Source organism: Sphingopyxis sp. PAMC25046, from assembly GCF_004795895.1.
GTDB lineage: Bacteria > Pseudomonadota > Alphaproteobacteria > Sphingomonadales > Sphingomonadaceae > Sphingopyxis.
The window spans coordinates 3,771,116-3,791,166 of the sequence record NZ_CP039250.1; the positions used below are offsets into that span (position 1 = coordinate 3,771,116).

The 20,051-nt window shown below is 66.8% G+C and carries 6 protein-coding genes; 4 read left to right on the forward strand and 2 right to left on the reverse strand.

The annotated features are described in order from the left end of the window. Positions 1 to 122 precede the first annotated feature (122 nt). From paoA to paoC, 3 genes are read left to right on the forward strand one after another with little or no spacing between them, the layout of a single operon-like run. The gene (gene paoA / locus E5675_RS17780) at positions 123 to 767 is read left to right on the forward strand and encodes an aldehyde dehydrogenase iron-sulfur subunit PaoA (RefSeq protein WP_136175672.1); all 645 of its coding nucleotides are present in this window, start codon (positions 123 to 125) and stop codon (positions 765 to 767) included. Next, positions 764 to 1,714: a xanthine dehydrogenase family protein subunit M gene (locus E5675_RS17785; protein ID WP_136175673.1), complete on the forward strand. Its 951-nt coding sequence runs from the start codon at positions 764 to 766 to the stop codon at positions 1,712 to 1,714. Before paoA ends, E5675_RS17785 begins: the two co-directional genes overlap by 4 nt. Before the next feature lie 4 nt (positions 1,715 to 1,718). Beyond that, positions 1,719 to 3,926 carry an aldehyde oxidoreductase molybdenum-binding subunit PaoC gene (gene paoC, locus E5675_RS17790; protein WP_136175674.1) on the forward strand — a complete coding sequence of 736 codons (2,208 nt, stop codon included), beginning with the start codon at positions 1,719 to 1,721 and terminating at the stop codon, positions 3,924 to 3,926. Between the two features lie 13 nt (positions 3,927 to 3,939). On the opposite strand, the gene E5675_RS17795 is transcribed toward paoC, so the two are convergent. After that, entirely contained in the window at positions 3,940 to 4,506 is a 567-nt protein-coding gene (locus E5675_RS17795; RefSeq protein ID WP_168707920.1) for a nucleotidyltransferase family protein, read from the reverse strand. 51 nt (positions 4,507 to 4,557) lie between these two features. Between E5675_RS17795 and E5675_RS17800 the strand changes: the two genes are divergently transcribed. Beyond that, the gene (locus tag E5675_RS17800; RefSeq protein WP_136175676.1) at positions 4,558 to 5,541 is read left to right on the forward strand and encodes an XdhC family protein; all 984 of its coding nucleotides are present in this window, start codon (positions 4,558 to 4,560) and stop codon (positions 5,539 to 5,541) included. A 42-nt stretch (positions 5,542 to 5,583) separates the two neighbouring features. On the opposite strand, the gene E5675_RS17805 is transcribed toward E5675_RS17800, so the two are convergent. Further along, positions 5,584 to 19,542 carry an autotransporter-associated beta strand repeat-containing protein gene (locus E5675_RS17805; RefSeq protein WP_136175677.1) on the reverse strand — a complete coding sequence of 4,653 codons (13,959 nt, stop codon included), beginning with the start codon at positions 19,540 to 19,542 and terminating at the stop codon, positions 5,584 to 5,586. Between the last annotated feature and the right edge of the window lie 509 nt (positions 19,543 to 20,051).

The window sequence follows — 20,051 nt, forward strand, 5'->3', positions numbered from 1 at the left end:
AGTTTTGGTCTCGATCCAAAATCGTCAGGGGGCGCGGCAACGCATCGTCCCCTTTTGCATTCATTTGTAAGGACAGCCGCCGACGAAGCCGTCGCGCGGAGAAAAGATGATTGGGACAGCGCATGGCAATATCGCACGACATTTCCATCTCTCGGCGCGGGCTGCTCGCCGGCGGCGCGATCTCGGTCGCTACCGTCGCGGTATCCGATTCCGCGGCCGCGACCCAGGAATCGGGGCGCCCGGCCAACGGACCGCCGACCGCACGTGTCAGCTTCGAGGTCAACGGCTCGGCACATGAGCTCGAACTCGACACGCGCACGACGCTGCTCGATGCGCTTCGCGAACATCTTCGCCTGACGGGCACGAAGAAGGGGTGCGATCATGGGCAATGCGGGGCCTGCACCGTCATCGCCGACGGTCGCCGGATCAACAGCTGCCTTTCGCTCGCCGTGCAGCATGACGGCGACAAGATCACGACGATCGAGGGGCTGGGCCTTCCGGGCAAGCTCCATCCGATGCAGGAAGCCTTCGTCGTTCACGACGGCTATCAATGCGGCTATTGCACCCCGGGACAGATCTGTTCGGCGGTCGCGGTCCTGGACGAAATCGAAGCAGGCATTCCGAGCCACGTGACCACGGACCTGAACGAGCCCCCCAAGGTCACGCGAGGCGAACTGCGCGAACGGATGAGCGGCAATATCTGCCGCTGCGGCGCCTATTCGAACATCATCGACGCGATCACCGATGTCGCGGGAGCGAAGGCATGAAAAGCTTCACCTACGAGCGTGCAGAGACGCCCGCCGCGGCAACCGCCGCCTTCGCGCGCACCCCGGGCGCGCGCTTCATCGCGGGAGGCACCAACCTGCTCGACCTGATGAAGCTCGAGATCGAGACGCCGGCGCACCTGATCGACGTGAGCCGCCTCGGCTTCGACAAGATCGAAGCGACGAACGACGGCGGATTGCGGATCGGCGCGATGGTGCGCAACACCGACCTCGCCTCGGACGCACGCATCCGGCGCGACTATGGCCTCCTCTCGCGCGCGCTCGTCGCCGGCGCTTCGGGACAGCTTCGCAACAAGGCAACGACCGCGGGCAATTTGCTCCAGCGCACGCGCTGCCCCTATTTTTACGACACCAACCAGCCGTGCAACAAACGCAAGCCCGGCAGCGGCTGCGCCGCGATCGGCGGTTTCAGCCGTCTGCATGCCGTTGTCGGCGCAAGCGAGGCGTGCATCGCCACCCACCCCAGCGACATGGCGGTCGCGATGCAGGCGCTCGACGCCGCGGTCGAAACGGTCGACGCGGCGGGCAAGGCCCGCAGCATCGCCCTCGCCGATTTCTATCGCGCGCCCGGCAGCACGCCGCATCTCGAAACGGTGCTCGCGCCGGGCGAGCTGATCACCGCGGTAACGCTGCCGAAACCGCTCGGTGGCACCCACATCTATCACAAGGTCCGCGACCGCGCCTCCTATGCCTTCGCGCTGATCTCGGTCGGCGCGGTGATCCGGCGCGACGGCAGCGGGCGCGTCGCGCTCGGCGGCGTCGGGTACAAGCCGTGGCGCACCGAGGCGGCCGATGCCGAATTGCCGCGCGGTGCCAAGGCGACCGCCTCGGCGCTCCTTGCCGGCGCGAAGACGAGCCACGAAAATGCCTACAAGCTGCCGTTGGTCGAGCGAACGCTCGCCGGGGTGCTGATGCAAGCAAAAGGTTGAGCCCATGAAGTTCGACACGCCCGCAACCGACAATCCGATCGACCGGCTGAAGGTCGTCGGCAAGCCGACGAACCGCATCGACGGCCCCCTCAAGACAAGCGGCACCGCACCCTATGCCTATGAACGGCACGATGTCGTGCCCAACCAGGCCTATGGCTATGTCGTCGGCTCGGCGATCGCAAAGGGCCGCATCGCCTCGATGGACCTCGGCGCCGCAAAAGCCGCGCCCGGGGTCCTCGCCGTCGTCACCGCCGCCGACGCGGGCAAGCTCGGCAAGGGCAACTTCAACACCGCGCATCTTCTCGGCGGTCCCGACATCGAACATTATCACCAGGCGATCGCGGTCGTCGTTGCCGAAAGCTTCGAGCAGGCGCGCGCGGCCGCCGCGCTCGTTCGCGTCCAATATGATCGCGCGAAGGGCAATTTCGACCTCGCAAAATCGATGGACGGCGCGGTCAAGCCGCCGCCGGCCTTCGGCACAGAGGCGGACACTCGCTTCGGCGATTTCGATGCGGCCTTTGCAAGCGCGCCGGTCAAGCTCGACGCGCGCTACACGACGCCCGACCACAGCCATGCAATGATGGAACCGCACGCGTCGATCGCGAGCTGGGACGGCGACAGACTCACACTCTGGACATCGAACCAGATGATCGCATGGTCGGTCGGCGACATGGCGAAGACGCTGGGTATTCCCAAGGAGAATGTCCGGCTGGTCTCGCCCTACATCGGTGGCGGCTTCGGCGGAAAATTGTTCATCCGTTCCGACGCTCTGCTCGCCGCGCTCGGCGCGAAGGCCGCCGGGCGTCCGGTGAAGATCGCGCTGCCGCGGCCGCTCATGACCAATAACACCACGCACCGCCCCGCGACGATCCAGCGCATCCGGCTCGGCGCGACGACCGACGGCAAGCTCACTGCGATCGGCCACGAAAGCTGGTCGGGCGACCTCAAGGGCGGCAGCCCCGAAACCGCGGTCGCGCAAACGCGCCTCCTCTACGCCGCGCCGAACCGGATGACCGCGATGCGACTCGCGACGCTGGACCTTCCGGAGGGCAATGCGATGCGCGCGCCCGGCGAAGCCCCCGGACTGATGGCGCTGGAAATCGCGATCGACGAAATGGCGGAAAAGCTAGGCCTCGATCCGGTCGCTTTCCGCGTGCTCAACGACACGCAGGTCGACCCCGAAAAGCCCGAGCGGCGCTTTTCGCAGCGCCGGCTCAACGAGTGCCTCGAACTCGGCGCCGAAAAATTCGGCTGGAAGAGCCGCAAGGCGGAACCCGGCGCCACGCGCGACGGCCGGTGGCTCGTCGGCATGGGCGTCGCTGCGGCCTTCCGCAACAATCTCAACGAAAAATCCGCGGCACGCGTCCGCCTCGACCGCAATGGAACCGTAACTGTCGAAACCGACATGACCGACATCGGAACCGGCAGCTACACGATCATCGCGCAGACCGCCGCCGAGATGCTCGGCGTCCCGCTCGAACGCGTCGAGGTTCGCCTCGGCGACTCGACCTTTCCCGTCTCGGCGGGCTCGGGCGGCCAGTGGGGGGCGAACAGTTCGACCGCCGGCGTCTATGCCGCATGCGCAAAGCTGCGCATGGAGGTCGCCGAAAAGCTCGGACTCGACCCCGCGGCCGCGGTCTTCGAAAACGGCAAGGTCCGCGCCGGGGGCAAGGGGGTCGCGCTCGCAAAGGCCGCGGCCGATGGCGATCTCGTCGCCGAAGATATGATGGAATATGGCGACCTCGCCCAAAAATATCAGCAGTCGACCTTCGGCGCGCATTTTTGCGAAGTCGGGGTGGACGCGATGACGGGCGAGATACGGGTGCGCCGGATGCTCGCGGTCTGCGCCGCCGGACGCATCCTCAACCCCAAGGCCGCGCGCAGCCAGGTCATCGGCGCGATGACGATGGGCGCAGGCGCGGCGCTGATGGAGGAACTGGCCGTCGACAAGAGGTTCGGCTTCTTCGTCAATCACGATCTCGCCGGCTACGAAGTCCCCGTCCACGCCGACATTCCGCATCAGGAGGTGATCTTCCTCGACGAGGTCGATCCGACCACATCGCCGATGAAGGCCAAGGGCGTCGGCGAACTCGGCATCTGCGGCGTCGCCGCCGCGGTCGCGAACGCCGTCTATCATGCGACGGGCGTTCGCGTGCGGAACTACCCGGTCACGCTCGACAAGCTGATCGACAAACTTCCGGACCTCGCGTGAGTCCCCATCCCGCTCAGCGCAGGTCTTCGGGACGGTCGATATCGGCAAGCTCGAGCGAATCCCCGGCGACGAGCAGGGCACCGGCGAGCAAGGCGCGCGCGCCGCGATCGCCTTCGATATTGCGCAGTGCCTCGAAGTGCGAACGCGCAAAAAGCGCCGGCGGCATCGCGGTGCCGTCGCGCCCCGATGCGACGATCGACGCCTTGGCGGGGTCGAACGCCGCCAGCAGCGACTTGATATGCTCCGGTCCGACGAACGGCATGTCGCCGAGCGTCACCAGCGCCGCATCGGCGCCCGACAGGTCCGCCCGCTCGATCGCGAGGGCGAGCGAGGAGGACAATCCGCGCGCAGGCTCGGCATTGACAATGATTTCGAACCCAAAATCCGACAGGATCGCGGCGACCTCGCTTCCCGCGCGGCAGACCGCGATCAGGCGGCCGGGCCCGATCGCGACCAGCGTCTTCGCCGCCATGAGCGCGACCGGTTCGCCGCGAACCCGCGCAAGCAGCTTGTCGCTTCCGAAGCGCTCGGAACGGCCGGCCGCCAGCAGGACGGCGGCGATGCGATTGGCTTCGATCACGGCATTGTCTCCCGTTGCGCGGCGGCCAGGCAATTCAGCGGGTCGATCGCGATGACCGGATTGGCGACATCTTCGCTCGACATATTGCACTTTCTGCGCAGCCGGGGCGAGTCCGGCGACGCCTGCGTCCTCGTGACGCTCACCGGCATCGAAGGTTCGTCGCCGCGCACCCTCGGCGCGCAGATGGCGATCGCGGCGAACGGCGATTATGCCGGTTCATTCTCGGGCGGCTGCATCGAGGCGGCCGTCGTCGCCGAAGCCCTCGACGCGCTCGCGGCGGGTGCCCCGCGCCTCGTGCGGTTCGGCCTCGGCTCGCCCTATCTCGACATCCGGCTGCCCTGCGGCGGGGGCATCGACCTTCTGTTCGCGCCGCAGCCCGATCCCGCGGCGATCGAGACGGCCATCGCGTTCCTCACAGCACGAAAGCCCGCAGCGCTGGCGCTCGCGCCCGCGGGGCTCCGCCTTGCCGAGGCGAGCGCGCCGACCGGTTGGCGCGGCGACGACTTCGTCGTCACCTATGTGCCGCAGCTTCGCATCCTGGCGTTCGGGCAGGGCGAGGAACTGACGGCGGCAGCGACACTGGCTGCGGCCTCGGGCGCCGCCACCACCGCCTTCTCGCCCTATGCGCGCGATATCGCTGCCCTTGGCGCGGCCGCGGTCGATGCGGCGCTTCTCCCCTATCGAGGCTGGCGCCCGGACATCGGCTCCGACCCCTGGACCGCATTTCTCTTCCTTTTTCACGACCGCGACTGGGAAGAAGAGCTGATACCCTGGGCATTGGAACAGTCGCGCTTTTACGTCGGCGCACTCGGTAGCCGCCGGACGCACGCCGATCGCAAGATCATGCTCGAAGCCGCCGGCGTGGCGGCCGAAGCGATCGCATCGCTCCGATCGCCGGTGGGCCTCATCCCGTCGACGCGCGATCCCGCGACCCTTGCCATTTCGGTGCTTGCCGAAATCGCCGAGCAGTTTGCGGCCGATGCGTTTCTATCCTTGGCAGGTCCGCGCCGCGAACCTGCCCTCAGCGCATCCTGACGTTTCGGGCCCCAACCTCGCGAGCGCCGGATTCGAAGCCGCTCAGAAGCGAACCCGGAAGCCCGCGGTGCCCTTCAGATTATAGCCGGCGCCAAAGTCGGCGATGGCCGTGTCACCCGACACTTCGGTGTAGAGGGTGAAACGGTCGCCGCCCCAGCTATAGCTGCCGCCAAGGCCGAGTTCGCCCGACAGGCGATGGTCGCGATTGGCGATCGGCGTCCCGGACACGTCGGCAACCGCACCATCGAGCCATTCGTAGCTGAGGTTCATCACCGAATAGAGCCGCGTGCGGCGGGTATCGCCCGACCGGCCCTTCCAGCTCGTCTGGTGATCGATCGCAAGACCCCAGCGGGTCTTGAGGCTTTCGCCCGTCGCAGCCGAAACCGCGGCGTCCGACGGATCGACGAAGCGATCGAAATCGACCTTGGAATAGCTCATCTGGATTTGCGGCGTGATCGACAGGTTGCGCCCGATCGCGGTCTGCTTGCCGAGTTCGAGGCTGAACGCCTGCCCGTCGCCCTTGTTGCCCTGAGCCAGCGAACCGAGAATGTTCGATTCAAGGTCGCTGTCGAACCAGCTGAGCTTGACCTGCCCGTCGACATAGAAGCCCTTGGGCCCATACCATGTCATCGTCGCGCCGACGCCATAGCCTTGCGTATCGATCGTGCCGTTGCCGAAGATCGACGTCACGGCACTGTCCGCCTTGCCATAATGCGCGGTCAGGCCGCCGACGAGCGCGGCGCCGTCGCTGCGCTCTGCCAGCACTGCATCGAGCCCGAGTTGCGCCTGCCACTGGTCGACCTTGCGGTCGGCACCGCTCGTCGAGACAAGCGCTTCGGGGCGCTGGCGTTCGGATTCGAACCGGCCCCACAGCCCGGCCCCGGCGATCGGCGAAGCGGCCCACGACCGGTTGCCGACGCGCTGCTGCAACGTCGGCAAGCGATTAAGCGACTGGAGTGCACCGACATAGGCCTCATAGACGGGAACCCCGGGCTGATAGAGCGGTCCTTCGGGATTTCCGCCATCGTCGAGCAGCGCCGAGCGCAGATACCAGTCGCCGTCCTGCGGCGTCGCGATGCCGTTCTTGTAGAGCCGGTAGCCATAGGCGCCGGCGATCACCGCCTGCTCGCCGTCGAACAGATAGTCGCCGTCGAGCGTGAAATCGCCGTTCGAAGCGCCGGCGACATCGACAATCTTGATGCCCTCGACCGTCTGCGCGCCAAGGCCGCCGCGATTGACCACGGTCACCCGCGTGTTGCCCGAGGTCGCGCCGTTCACGACCAGACGGTCGGCAAGCGATGCGTCGCCGCCAAGCTCGGCCTCGATCTCGAGCACACCGCCCTCGCCGCGATAGTCGCCTGCGACCGTCAGCGCCCCGATGCTGCCGCCCGGTGCGACGACGCCCGCGTTGACGATGCTGCCGACGCGGCCCGCGCCTTCGAGGCGACCGGCCGAATTGACCGTCACCGCACCGCCAAGGCTGCCCTGCACGGCCAGCGTGCCGCCGGCGACCGTCGTGCTGCCGCCGAAGCCGCCGTTGTCGGCGGTGACGAGCAACGTGCCCGCACCATTCTTGGTCAGCGCACCCGTGCCCGAGAAGAGACCGTTATAGGTAAAGACCGTATCGGCCGCGGTCGCGATCGTACCCCCGCCGGTCACGGCGAAGCCGCGCGCGCTCGTAAGAGTTGCGCTCGTCTCCAGCGTGCCGCCATCGAGCGTCACTTCGCCGCTCGCCGCGCCGAGATTGGCGTCGTTCGAAATGCGGAGCGTGCCACCCACGATCTGCGTGCCGCCGGTGTAGCTGTTCGTGCCGCCGAGGACGAGCGTCCCCGCATCGGTCTTGACCAGCTGCGCCGTACCCGAGAGCGCCGAGTTGATCGTCGCGGTGAAACCCGCGCCAGCTGTGCTGCCGTCGCCGACGCGGATCGTCGCCTGCACCCCGTCGAGCGCGAGGGCGTCGCCGGTGATGACGTAGCCGTTCGTCGCAAACTGCATGCCGGTGGCCGACACGGCGCCCGGGCCGTTATCGACCGTTACCGTACCCGCCGTGCCGCCGAAGATCGCAAAGGCGCCATCGGCATAAGGCGCACTGAGGTTGCCCGTCGCGTCGGTCCAGTTGTCGTTGCCGGCGCTGCTCTGCCACACGCCGTCGCCGCCGTTGATCACGCCGTCGACCCTCGGCCCGGCCGCGCCGTCCCAGAAGTTCAGCATCAGCCCACCCGAATTGACCAGATTGACCTGCCCCGCGACCGAGGTCTGGATGGCGGCGTTGGCGCCCGTCGGCATGGTGCCGAAGGTGACGCCATTGTTCGTCAGCGTGCCGCCATAGTTGAACATGCGATAGATGCCGACGTCGAACGCGCCGCCCGCCGGAACGCCGACATTGAGCACACCGTCGAGGACAAGGTTTCCACCGACGTTGACGAGGTCGTTGAGCGCACCGCCCGCGACCCCCGCCTGTCCGAATTCGAAATCGAGCTGCGTCCCCGCCGCAAGCGACAGATTGCCACCGATGGTCAGCGTGCCCGTTCCGCCCGCACCCGGTGCCAACGTCGCACCGCTGGCGAAGTCGACATTGCCGCCGATCGTCCCCGTACCGCCCAGCGTCGCGCCCGCGGCGACACTGGTCGCGCCGGTCGCCGCCGAATAGTCGCCATTGACAAACAAGGTGCCCGCTTCGACCGTCGTGGTGCCGGCGAAAGATCCGCTGCCGCCAAGCGCCAGCGTGCCCGCGCCCGCCTTGGTGAGCCCGCCTGTGCCGCCGACCGGGCCGGTCAGCGTCAAGGTCGTGCCGGCATCGCTGCGGAACACGCCATCGCCGATCAACGTGACGGTGCGGCCCGAAACGATATCGGCGGTCGTGTGAAGCGCGCCGCCGCCGAGCGACAGCCCGCCGCTCGCGTCGCCCAGATTGGTATCGCTGCCGATCCGGACCGTGCCGCCGTTGATTAGCGTACCGCCACCATAGCTGTTGGCGCCGGTCAGAACGAGCGTGCCGGCGTCGGTCTTGAGCAGTTGCGCGGTACCGGCGATCGCCGCGTCGATCGTCGTGGTATAGCCTGCGCCCGCGACGCTGCCGTCGCCGACCTGAACGATCGCCTGCGTGCCGGTCAGCGTCAGCGTGTCGCCAGCGATTACATAGCCATCGCTCGCGAACTGCATACCCGAGGCGAGAACGTTGCCGCCGCTGTTGTCGATCGTGACCGTGCCGGGCGCGCCCGCGAAGACCGCGAAACTGTCCTGAGCATAATCGGCGTTGATCGAGCCGTCCGCGTCGGTCCAGTTGTTGAGGCCGCCTGCGACGCGCCACACGCCGTCGCCGCCGTTAAGCGTTCCGTCATGCTTGGGCCCCGCCGCGCCGTCCCAGAAGCTGAGCGCAAGGCCCATCGAATTGACGAGGTTGACCTGACCCGCGATCGCGGTCTGGACCGACACGCCGCCAGTCCCACCGGGGATCGCCCCCAGCGTCAAGCCATTGTCGATCAGCGCACCGCCATAGTTGAAGACGCGGTAGATGCCGGGGCCGAAGGTGCCCCCTGCCGGGACCGTCACATTGATCGTTCCGTCGAGCGTCAGGTCGCCGCCAACATTGACCAGGTCGTTGAGCGTGCCGCCCGCGACATCGGCCTGCCCTAACTCGTAATTCAGGATCGAGCCACCGGCGAGCGACAGATTGCCGCCGACCGTCAGCGTGCCGGCACTTTCCCCCGGTGCAAGGATCGCGCCATCGAGCATGGCGACATTGCCGCCGATCGTGCCGGTGCCACCGAGCGTAGCGCCCGCAAACACTGTCATAAGGCCGCTCGCCGCCGACTGGTCGCCATTGACCAGCAAAGTGCCCGCATTGACGAATGTGGCCCCGGCATAGCTATTGGCACCCGTCAGCGTAAGCGTGCCGAGGCCGTCCTTCGTCAGCCCGCCCGCGCCGGAGAAGCGCGGCGCAATGCCGATATTGTGACCGTCGGTGTCGATGATGCCACCGTTTGTGCCGAGCGTGATGTCGTTCGCACCGAAATCGGCGAAGAACTCGCCTTCATCCTGCGTCGCGCGGAGCACGCCGCCGTCGAACGAGAAATTGACCGTCCCCAAACCGGCACCGATCTGGCTGGTCTCGACAACACCGCGGTTGCCGGTCGTGCCCGCTATGGTCACGGTTCCGCTGGACCCCGCCGCGAAGCCGAGCGCGAAGCCGCCCTCGGCGCGGACCAGCCCGCCGTTTTCGACCAGCAGCGAGCCCGTACCATCGTTGCCGACGGTCATCGAGAAATCGGTGACCAGCCAGCGCGACCCGGCGCCGGTCACAACGACGCTCCCGGTGGAATTGGCGCCGATATAAGCCTGATTGCTGGTGACGCTCGCGCCGTTCTCGATACGCATGGAGCCGGTGCCAAAGCTGCCGACGCTCAGTTGCTGGGTGTTGACCCATGACGTGCCGACGCCGGCTATGATCGCGTTGCCGTTTCCGGAGGCCCCGACGATCGCGTCATTGCTGGTCACCGTCGCGCCATTTTCGATGCGCAGCGTACCGGCGCCGAAAAGGCCGACGTTGATCCGTCCGCTGTTCTCCCACAGCGAGCCGGCGCCGGCTACGAGCACCTGGCCGACGCCGTCGGAATTGGCGCCGATCTGGCCGCCGACGCTGACGACCTTGCCGCCGTCGGCAATATTCAACGTGCCGTTGCCGTCATAGCCGACGAGCACATCGCCATTGTTCGTCCAGATCGAGGCGGCGCCGTTGCCACCGACACCCAAGACATTGACGATCCCCTGGCTGCCGGCGTTGGAGCCGATCCAGCCCGACTGATTGCTGACCTGGCCGCCTGCGGTGATATTCAGCGTGCCGCTACCAAACTCGCCGACGACGATGTCGCTTGCGCCGGTCCAGGTCGAAGCATTGCCATTGGCATCCCGCCCCGAAACATTGACGGTCCCCTCGCTGCCCACATCGTCTCCAATATAGGCGATATCCGCGACGGTCACGATGCCGCCATCGAGGATATTGAGCGTGCCGGTGCCAAGGCGGCCGACACGGAGGATACCCGTGTTGGCCCAGGTCGAGGCGTTGCCGCTGCCGTCGGCGCCTATGACGGTGAGGATGCCCTGCTCGCCGCTTTCGCGACCGATCATGCCGTCCGTATTGTTCAGCGTGCCGCCGTCCGCGAGCCGTAGTTCGCCGCCCCGGACATTGGTTTCGCCCACGAAACTGTTGTCGCCCGTCAGCACGAGTGTGCCAAGGTCGGTCTTGATGACGTCGCCGATGCCGGTCAGGTTCGACGCGATGTTGGCGGTATAGGCCGCGCCGCCAATCGAGCCGTCACCGACGCGAATGATCGCCTCTGATTCAACGAGCGCGATATCGGTGCCCGCGATGACATAACCGTCGCTGGCGAACTGCATTCCCGATGCCGTGACCGCACCGAGCGAGTCGTCGACGGTTACCGCGCCACCGACGCCCGAGAAGACCGCGAAGGCCGCGTCGGTGAACGGCGCGTTCGCCGAACCGTCGAACTCGGTCCAATTGTCGTTGCCGCCGCTGGCCTGCCACAGGCCGTCGCCGCCCGTGATCACCCCGTCATTCTTGCCGCCGTTGACGCCGTCCCAGAAGCGCATCGTGAGGCCGGTGGTGTTCACCAGATTGACTTGGTTCGCGACCGATGTCTGCACGAAATAGCCCGCATTGACCGTCAATCCGTTGTCGGTCAGCGACCCGCCATAATTGATGACGCGATAAACGCCGGGTTGGAAGTTACCCCCAAGGGTCTCCTGCACATTGAGTGTCCCGCCGAGAACGAGGTCGCCGCCCACGTCGATCAGGTCGTTGTACGCGCCGCCAACGACATTCGCCTGACCGAAGTCGACGTTGAGCGTCGCGGCGGAGGTGAGGTTAAGATCGCCCGCGATCGTGAGCCTGCCCGGAACCCCGCCGACGCTGCCCGGATTGAGGTTGCCGTCGAGGATGGCAACATTACCGCCAATTGTGCCGGTGCCGCCCAGCGTGCCGCCCGTCGCCACGCCGACATTACTCGCCACGCCGCCGAGGATTCCGTCGATGAACAGCGTGCCGCCCGCGACCGACGTTGTGCCAGTAAAGGCCGAGCTGTCGCCGGTCAGGCGCGTCGTGCCCGCCGCATGGTTGATCGAACCCGCGCCCGACATACTGCTAGCCAAGAGATAGTCGGTGCCAGCGTGGTTGAAGTTCAACTCGCCCGCGCCAGGGCCGAAAATGATGTTGCCGTCGATGAAGCCCGCTGCGGCCGCCAAACCGCCTTCGACGCCGCCGATATTTACGGTGCCGGTCGAACCGACTTGGGAGGCAATCTGGAGTCCTGAGCCGGCGATCACCCGCCCGTTGTCGGCAACCGTCAGGACGGCGGTTCCGGTCCCGCTACCGATAACAAGATCACCGGTGGTGGCGAAGCTGGAACTCGCACCCGACACCGTCAGGCTCGCGGCCTGCGGCGCGGTCCCGAAGGTCGCCGACGTAAAGCTAGCCGCGCCGCCCTGATCGACGGTGAAATCGCCAGCGGTCATCAGCAACGCGCCAGTGCTCGTCCAGTTGGAGCCCGCCCCGGTGACCGCGACGGCGATGGCGTTGCTGTTGCTGGTCGCAGTGCCGATCTGGCTCGCGCCCGCGGTGCGCAGCGTCCCGCCCGCACCCACCGTCAGGCTGAAGGGGCCGTTGAAGGTCGCGCTCCCCCGGATGCCGCCCGACACATCGGCGAGCGAGTTCGCGCCGGTGATGTTGAGCTGGGTCGAGGCGGTGGGCGCGCGCAGGTCGAAATCGCCTGCCCTCAGCCGTAGCGTGCCGCCGTTCGTGACGTTCACGACAACCGAACCGGCGAAAGCGATATTATTCCCGCCAACAAACGCTGTGCTGTAGAGCGAGTTCGCGCCGTCGATGCTCAGCGTCGAGCGGCCCAGGGTCGTGCCGCCGCCGGACGTGACGTTCGCCCCGCCGACGATGCGCAGCTCGCCGCCCGTGCCGTTGATGCTCGTCCCGCCACCATAATTGCTGTCGCCGGTCAGCGTGGTTACGCCGGTTCCGGCTACACGAAGGCCGCCAGTACCGGTGATCGATCCGCCATAGGTATAGGCGTTCGAGCGGTTGAAGACGAGGAGGGCATTGTTGACCACGTCACCCGCGATCGAACCTGTGGTGCCGGAGAGATCGCCAATTTGCAGCACCCCCGCCTCGATCGTCGTGCCGCCGGTGTAGGTATTTTCGCCGCCGAGCGTGAGCGAGCCGGCACCCAGCTTCGTAAATCCGCCCGTTCCGGTCATGGCGTCGAGTATGCCGTTGGAGGTCGCGGCGTTCGCCACGTCGACCGCGCCGCCGTTCGCGCCCAGAATATAGCTGTGCTGATTGGTCGAGTTGGCACCCGTCATCCGCAAAGTGCCGCCGTCGAGCGTTATCGCACCCGAGGGATCGCCGAGAAAGCTGTCGTTCTCGACCGAAATCACGCCGCCCTCGATCCGCGTGCCGCCGGTATAGCTGTTGGCGCCCGTCAGCACGAGCGTGCCGCCGTCGGTCTTGACCAGCTGCGAGGCGCCGGTGAGGTCGGCGCTGATCGTCGCGGTGAAGCCCGCACCCGCGACGGTGCCGTCGCCGACGCGGACGATCGCTTCGGGGCCGACCAGCGTCAGCGGCGCGCCATCGATCACATAGCCGTCTGCCGCGAACTGCATTCCCGCCGAAGTGACCGCACCGCCGCTGTTGTCGACGGTGACGGTGCCGGGGGCGCCCGCAAAGATTGCAAAAGTTCCATCGGCATAGGCCGCATTGACCGCGCCGTCGGCGCCGGTCCAGTTGTTGTCGGCGCCGCCCAGATGCCAGATGCCGTCGCCGCCATTGACCAGATCGTCGAACTTCGGTCCGGCACCACCGTCCCAGAAGCTGAGCGCCAGACCTTCGCTGTTGATCAGGTTGACCTGTCCCGCGACCGAGGTCTGGACGGTGACATCGCTCCCCGCCGGCATCGAGCCCAGCGCGAGGCCATTGTCGATGAGCGTCCCGGCATAGTTGAACACGCGGTAGATACCGCCGCCGAAATAGCCGCCGCTGGAGCTCGTGACGTTGATCGTGCCGTCGAGCGTCAAGTCGCCGCCGACATTGACCAGGTCGTTGAGCGCGCCGCCTACAACCCCCGCCTCACCGAATTCGAAGTTCAGCACCGAACCGCCCGCGAGCGACAGGTCGCCATCGATGTTGAGCGTGCCGGGACTGTTGCCGGGCGCGAGAATACCGCCGTTCAGCACATTGACGCTGCCGCCGATCGTCCCGCTGCCGCCCAGCGTCGCGCCCGATGCAACGGTAACAAGACCGGTCGCCGCCGACTGGTCGCCGTTGATGCGCAGCGTCCCGGCGCTGACATTGGTCGCGCCCGCATAATTGTTGTTTCCGCTCAGCACGAGCGTGCCCGCGCCCGACTTGGTGAGCCCACCCGCGCCCGAAATCACGCCGCCAAGCGAGAAAATGGTTCCCGCATCGGTCAGGATCGTGCCCGCGCCCGTCAGGTTGGCGTTGCGGCCGCTCGCGAAGGAAGCGGTCGTGCGCAGCGTGCCGCCGGAAAAGGTCAAGCCGCCCGCCGCGGCACCCAGATTGGCGTCGGCCGCAACCTGCAGCGTGCCGCCAAGGATCAACGTCCCGCCGGCATAGCTGTTGATGCCGGTGAGCACCGTCGTGCCGCTTCCGACCTGCTCGACCGAGCCGCTGCCCGAGATGAGGCCGCCAAAGGTGACGAGGTCCGACCGGTCGAACACCAGCACCCCGTCATTGGCGACATCGCCGACGATGCTGCCGCTCGTTCCGCCGTCGCCCAGCTGGAGCGTGCCGGCCTCGATCGTCGTGCCGCCGGTGTAGCTGTTGTTGCCGGTGAGAACCGTCGTGCCCGTCCCGGCCTGACGCAGCGCCCCGGTGCCGACGATCTGCCCGCCATAGGCCAGAAGATCGCTGCGATTGAAGCCGAGCGTGCCGAAATTGTTGACGATCGCGCTCGCGATCGCACCCGTCGTGCCGCCGCCGCCGACGAAGAGGGTGCCGCCGTTAATGTTGGTCGACCCGGTATAGCTGTGATTGCCGGTCAGCACCCAGGTGCCGCTGTCGTTCTTCGCGAGCGTCGTGACACCCGATCCGGCATTGCCGATCGAACCCGCCAGCGTATTGTTGCCCGTATTGGTGCCGCCCAGCGCGATCGTGCGCGCCTGGTTGTTGTTCGCGAGCGTAACCGGTCCCGTGTCGGTAAAGACGATCGCGCCGGTGCCCGACGATTCGATGAAGGTGACGCCCTGCGACAGGGTGAAAAGGCGGTTCGTCGTATCGCCGCTGCCGGTATAGCGAAGCGTCGAGCCATTTCCGATGATCAGATTGGAGGCGGCCGCCGACGAAGCGCCGATACTGCTTGCCAAGCCGCCGTCGGCCAGCTTGTCGACGCCGAGAACGCCGCCGCTGATCGTCGTAACCCCGGTATAGCTACTGTCCGCATTGGTCAGAATCCAGGTGCCGGCGTCGGTCTTGGTCAGGCGGGTGACGCCGGTGCCATTGTCGGTAATCTGCGCCGCGAGGATATTGTCCCCGGTGTTGACGCCGCCAAGCGTCAGCGTCTGCGCCGTATTCGCACTGGCAAAGGTCAGTGGGCCCGCATGGCTGAATTCGATCGCGCCGGTACCCCACGACTCGAGTCTGCTCGCAGCCGAGGCTCCGAGCGTGAACTGCCGGTTCGTACTTCCGCCGGTGCCGACATAGCGCAGCCCGCCGCCGTTGATCACGAGGTTGCCGGCGGCCGAAGAGGAAGCGCCGATCGAGCTGTTCGCGCCGCCATCTTCGAGGCAGGCGACCGCGAGCGTGCCGGCGTTTATGACGGTCGTCCCGCTATAGCTGCTCGAACAGCCCGACAGCTCCTGATAGCTGCCCCCGTTCATGACCAGGCCGCCGCTTCCCGATATTGCACCGCCATAAATGGCGGAGGCGCTGCCGCCCGTGCTGATCGTCAGCGTCGCTCCACCGAGCGCGATGTTGCCGCCCAGCACACCCCCGCCGATCAGATAACGGACATCATTGTCGTAACCGTCGAGGTCGAGCAGGACGCCGGCGGTGTTGTCGAGCGACATGGGACCACTACCCAGAGCGGTCGTCGATCCGGCGCGAACCGTGCCATTGATTACGCGCAGGGAGCCGGTCGAACTGTTCGTTCCCGACAGGAGCAACGTCCCGGCACCGGTCTTGGCCAATTGCCCGCCGCCCGTGACATCGCCTGAAAATTCCAGCACGGTGTCGGTGTCGACGACGTTGATCGCGCCATTGCCGGTCAATGCGAAGCCGCGATCGGTCGAGGCGCTGGCGCCGGTATAGGCCAGCGTGCCGCCCGCCAGCACCAGATTCGACGACGCCGAGGACGACGCGCCGATCGCGCTCGCCTGCCCGCCGTTGGCGATGCAATCGATCGCAAGTCCGCTGCTGATCGTCGTGACGCCGGTATAGTCATTGTTGCAGCCGCTGATCGTCTGCGTATAGCTGCCGCCGCCGCGCGTGAAGCCGCCGGTGCCGGTGATCCTGCCGGTGAAGGAGCCGGGGCCGCCCGCGGTCGTCAGCGTCCGCCCGCCCAGATCAATGAGGCCGCCGCCGGTGACCGACGCGACATTGATGTCATAGCCGCCGAGGTCGAGCGTGGCGCCGGTGTTGACCGTCATGTATCGGCCACCGAAGCCGAAGGCGCGCGTCGATCCCGCGCGCAGGGTTCCCGCGGTCACGATCGTATCGCCGGTGTAGGTGTTGGTGCCGCTGAGCACGAGTGTGCCGGCACCGTCCTTGATGAAATTATTGCCCGAGCCCGTCGCAACGCCGCTGATCGTCAGCGTCGTCGCCGCCTGCGCGACATCGATCCGGCCATTGCCGCCCGCAAGCGTGAAGCCGCGATCGGTCGTGATGGTGCCGCCCGTGTAGCGAAGCTGGCCGCCGGTTGTCAGGACAAGGTTTTCCGACGCGCTGCTTGCTGCGCCGATCCCGCTCGCGTTCCCGCCGTCGGTGAGCGTGCCGATCGCCAGCGTTCCGCCCGCAATCGTCGTCACGCCGACATAATCGTTGGCGGCGTTGGCGAGGGTCAGCGTCCCCGCGCCGGCCTTGATGAAGCCTGCATCGTCAGAGCTCGTGACGAGGCCCGAGAAGGTCAGGTCGGTTCCCGCCGCGGCGACGTCGATCGTTCGCGCGGGGCCGCCATTGACCAGCGTGAAGCCGCGATCGCTGCTTGCCGTACCGCCGCTATATTGGAGCGTCCCGCCTTCGAGGACGAGGTTCGACGAATCGGCCGAGGAGGCGCCGATGCTGGAGGCGATCCCGGCGTTTGCGACGCTGGAGATCTGGAGCACCCCGTCGGTCAGCGTCGTCGCGCCCGTATAGCTGTTCGCTCCCGACAGTATGACGCGGCCCGCGCCGCCCTTGGCAAAGGAGGTCACCCCGCCGCCGTCGACGATCGCCGAGCCGATGGTGAAGATGCCGCCGCCATTGTGCTGGATGCCGAGCGCGCCGCCCGCAACGCCGCTGGTCAGTTCGCCGCCGTTGATCGCCTGATTCGCCGTGCCGACGCTCGGCGCGACGATAATCGTGCCTTCGATCCCCAGCCGGTTGCCCGCGCCGACCGTGACGGTCGATCCCGCCGCGGCCGAATAGCGCAGCCCGCCCAGCGCGGCATCGCCGCTGACCGTGCCGAAGAAGGGCGAATTCGCCGTCCCGGCCGCATCGCTGACGATTTCGCCGTTCGCCCAGGTCCCGGCGTCGTCCTTGTCGGTATAGTCGCTCGCGTCGAAGGCGACGATATTGCCGCCGACGACTTTCGCATAATCCGATCCGTTGATCGTCGCCCAGCCGCCGAGCACCCCGTCGAGGTTGCTCGTCGTGATCGCGCCCGCGCCGGGCAGCACGAAATTGACGAGCCCGCCCGTGCGATTGATTGCCCCGAGGCTGACATTCATGGTGCCGCCCGCGCCGTTGACCACGCGCAGCGTATTGCTGCCCGCGCTGACCGTCAGGCCGTCGAAGCTCTGATTGTTCGCTTCGCCCGCCGCGCCGAGCACGTCGAGCGCGCCGCCCGACAGCACCAGATGCGATGCCGACGAAATAATGTCCGATGCCGGGCCGCCGGCGCCCGCGAAATCGAGCGCGAGCCTGCCGCCCGAAATCGTCGTAGCACCGGTATAGCTGTTCGCGCCGGTCAGCGTCAGCGTGCCCGCGCCCGCCTTGGTCAACCCGCCGCTGCCCGCGATGCTGCCGCCAAAACTCTGCGCCGCCGCCGCTTTGACCGTCAACGTGGAGGCCCCGAGCGCGACCGTGCCGCCGCTGCCCGTCAGCGACGGCGCGACGAGATCGAACCCGCCGAGGTCCAGCGTGCCGCCGTTGACGACGAATCCCGTCGCGTTGCCGAAGGCGCCGGCAACGCCCGCCCGGAGCGTGCCGCCGTTCACGGTCACCGTTCCGCGCTGGACATTCGCGCCGCCGAGCACCCATGTCCCCGCGCTATCGGCGACGATGTTGCCGTTGCCCGACATGACGCCCGAGAAGAAATTGGTCCCGGCAAAGCTGCCCCCGAAGGTCAGCGTGTCGGGATTGGGATTGGCGGCATTGAAGGCGAGCGCACCCGACAGATCGAGCGCGCCCGTGCCGTCGTTGCGGATGATATTGGCGGCGCCGTTGATCAACCACTCGCGGTTGCTGGCATCGCCCGCGCCGGTATAGCCCAGCGTCCCATTGTTGAGCAGGATCGTCGTGCCCGCGCCGAGCGAGCTTTCGCTGCCGATGTCGGCGAGTTTGCCGAGGCGGATTTCGCCCGCGAGCGCCGCCTGTCCGGTGAAGCTGTTCGCGTCGCCGAGTTCGATGCTGCGCCCCGCCGACGCGGCGAAACCATAGGCTCCGCCACTGAGCGCGCCGAGGAGGTGGATGTCGGCAGTCTCGGCATTGAACGTGCCGGAGACCGAAATATCGATATCGCCGGTGAGCGCGAGCGTGCCGGTCCCCTGATTGCGAATGATCGCGTTGTTGCCGTTGATATCCCAATTGCGGTTCGAACTGTCGCCATCGCCGAGATAGATGACGCTGTCGCTATACTGGCTGGACTGGTTGAAGACGATCGTACCGTCCTCGACCGTCACCGGCGCGCCGAGCGAGCTGGCCTGTCCCAGATCGCCGATCGAAGTGAAGCGCACCGAGCAGACGCCGTTGCAGCCGGAGAAAACCGTGCGCCCCGTATAGGTGCTGGCGTCGTTGCTCATCGTGACGCCGCTGGCCGCGACCGAAACCGACCCGTTGCCCGTGATCAGCGCCGATCCGGCGCCCGAGCCCTCGAGGATCAGGTTACCGCCGTTGCCGATCGTAACGGTGCGCGCCGTGCTCGCGCCGCCGATCGACAGGCGGACATTGGACGCCGCCGCTGTGAAGATGTTGTTGCCGCCCGCACCGAGAGCGCTGTCGGCGGCGGCATAAAGACTGCCGGCATTGATATTGATATCGCCGGTGAAGCTGTTGACGCCGTTCAGGACCAGCGCGCCGTTCCCCGCCTTGGTCAGCCCGTTCGAACCCGCGACGACCGAATTGATCGTGCCGCTCCCCACCGTCGTGATTGTCGAACCAGGTCCGCCCAGCGTGATCGTGCTGCCGTTCAGCACATAGCCCGCCGAGCTGAAGGTGATGTTGCCGACCGTGACAGGCGCGCCGACCGTCACCGTCCCTGCGGTGCCGCCGAAGATCGCATTGTCGAGATCGCCATTGACCCACGGCTCGACGAACGGCCCGCTGACCCCGTCGGCATTGGGGCTCCAGTTGAGATTGCCGAGGTTCCAGGTCCCGGTGCCACCCGAACCGACAGCGGTGCCGTTGGCATCCCAGTAACGATCCTCCGCCTGCGCGGCCACGGGAGCGCAGGCAAGCACGGCCGCCAGCGACGCGCCGCAGAGCAGGCGGCGTGACAGCCGCTTTTGATCGCGAACGGAGAAAGCGGGCTTGCTGTCGATCGTCATACTGTTTCCTTCGGGCACGGTTCGGGTTGCGTGAACGAGTCACGACAAGCGGGTTTTTCAGGGCAAAGGTCAGGGCGCGGGATGCGTTCAGGCGCGGCGATCGCCACCGCGGGCGCCGGGCGCGGAGAACAGAAAATGCGGCTTCCGATCATTCGGCCCCCCGGCGGTTTCGCAAAGGGTCCGTCACAGCCGAACCCTTTCGTCGATTGACACGCGTAGGCGCCCGATACCCGGACGCCCCGCGTCGCGCTCCCACCACCGGGCTTCCGCCGCCGAAGCGGGTCATTGCGGAAAACCAGGCCGTGTCCCCGTTTCGGCTCGTCCGATGGATGACACGGTTCGCGGCTACGAAGGATTTATTATCAACCGGTTACCAGAAGGCAGTAAATGCCGGTATGTCACGGTATCGATACGGAGAATTGATACCCGGGTAACCTCCACGCCTCTCTTGCAAAGCGCTCGTCGCGGGGGAGACACTTGCATCGACCGCACGGCGGCCGATAAGCCGA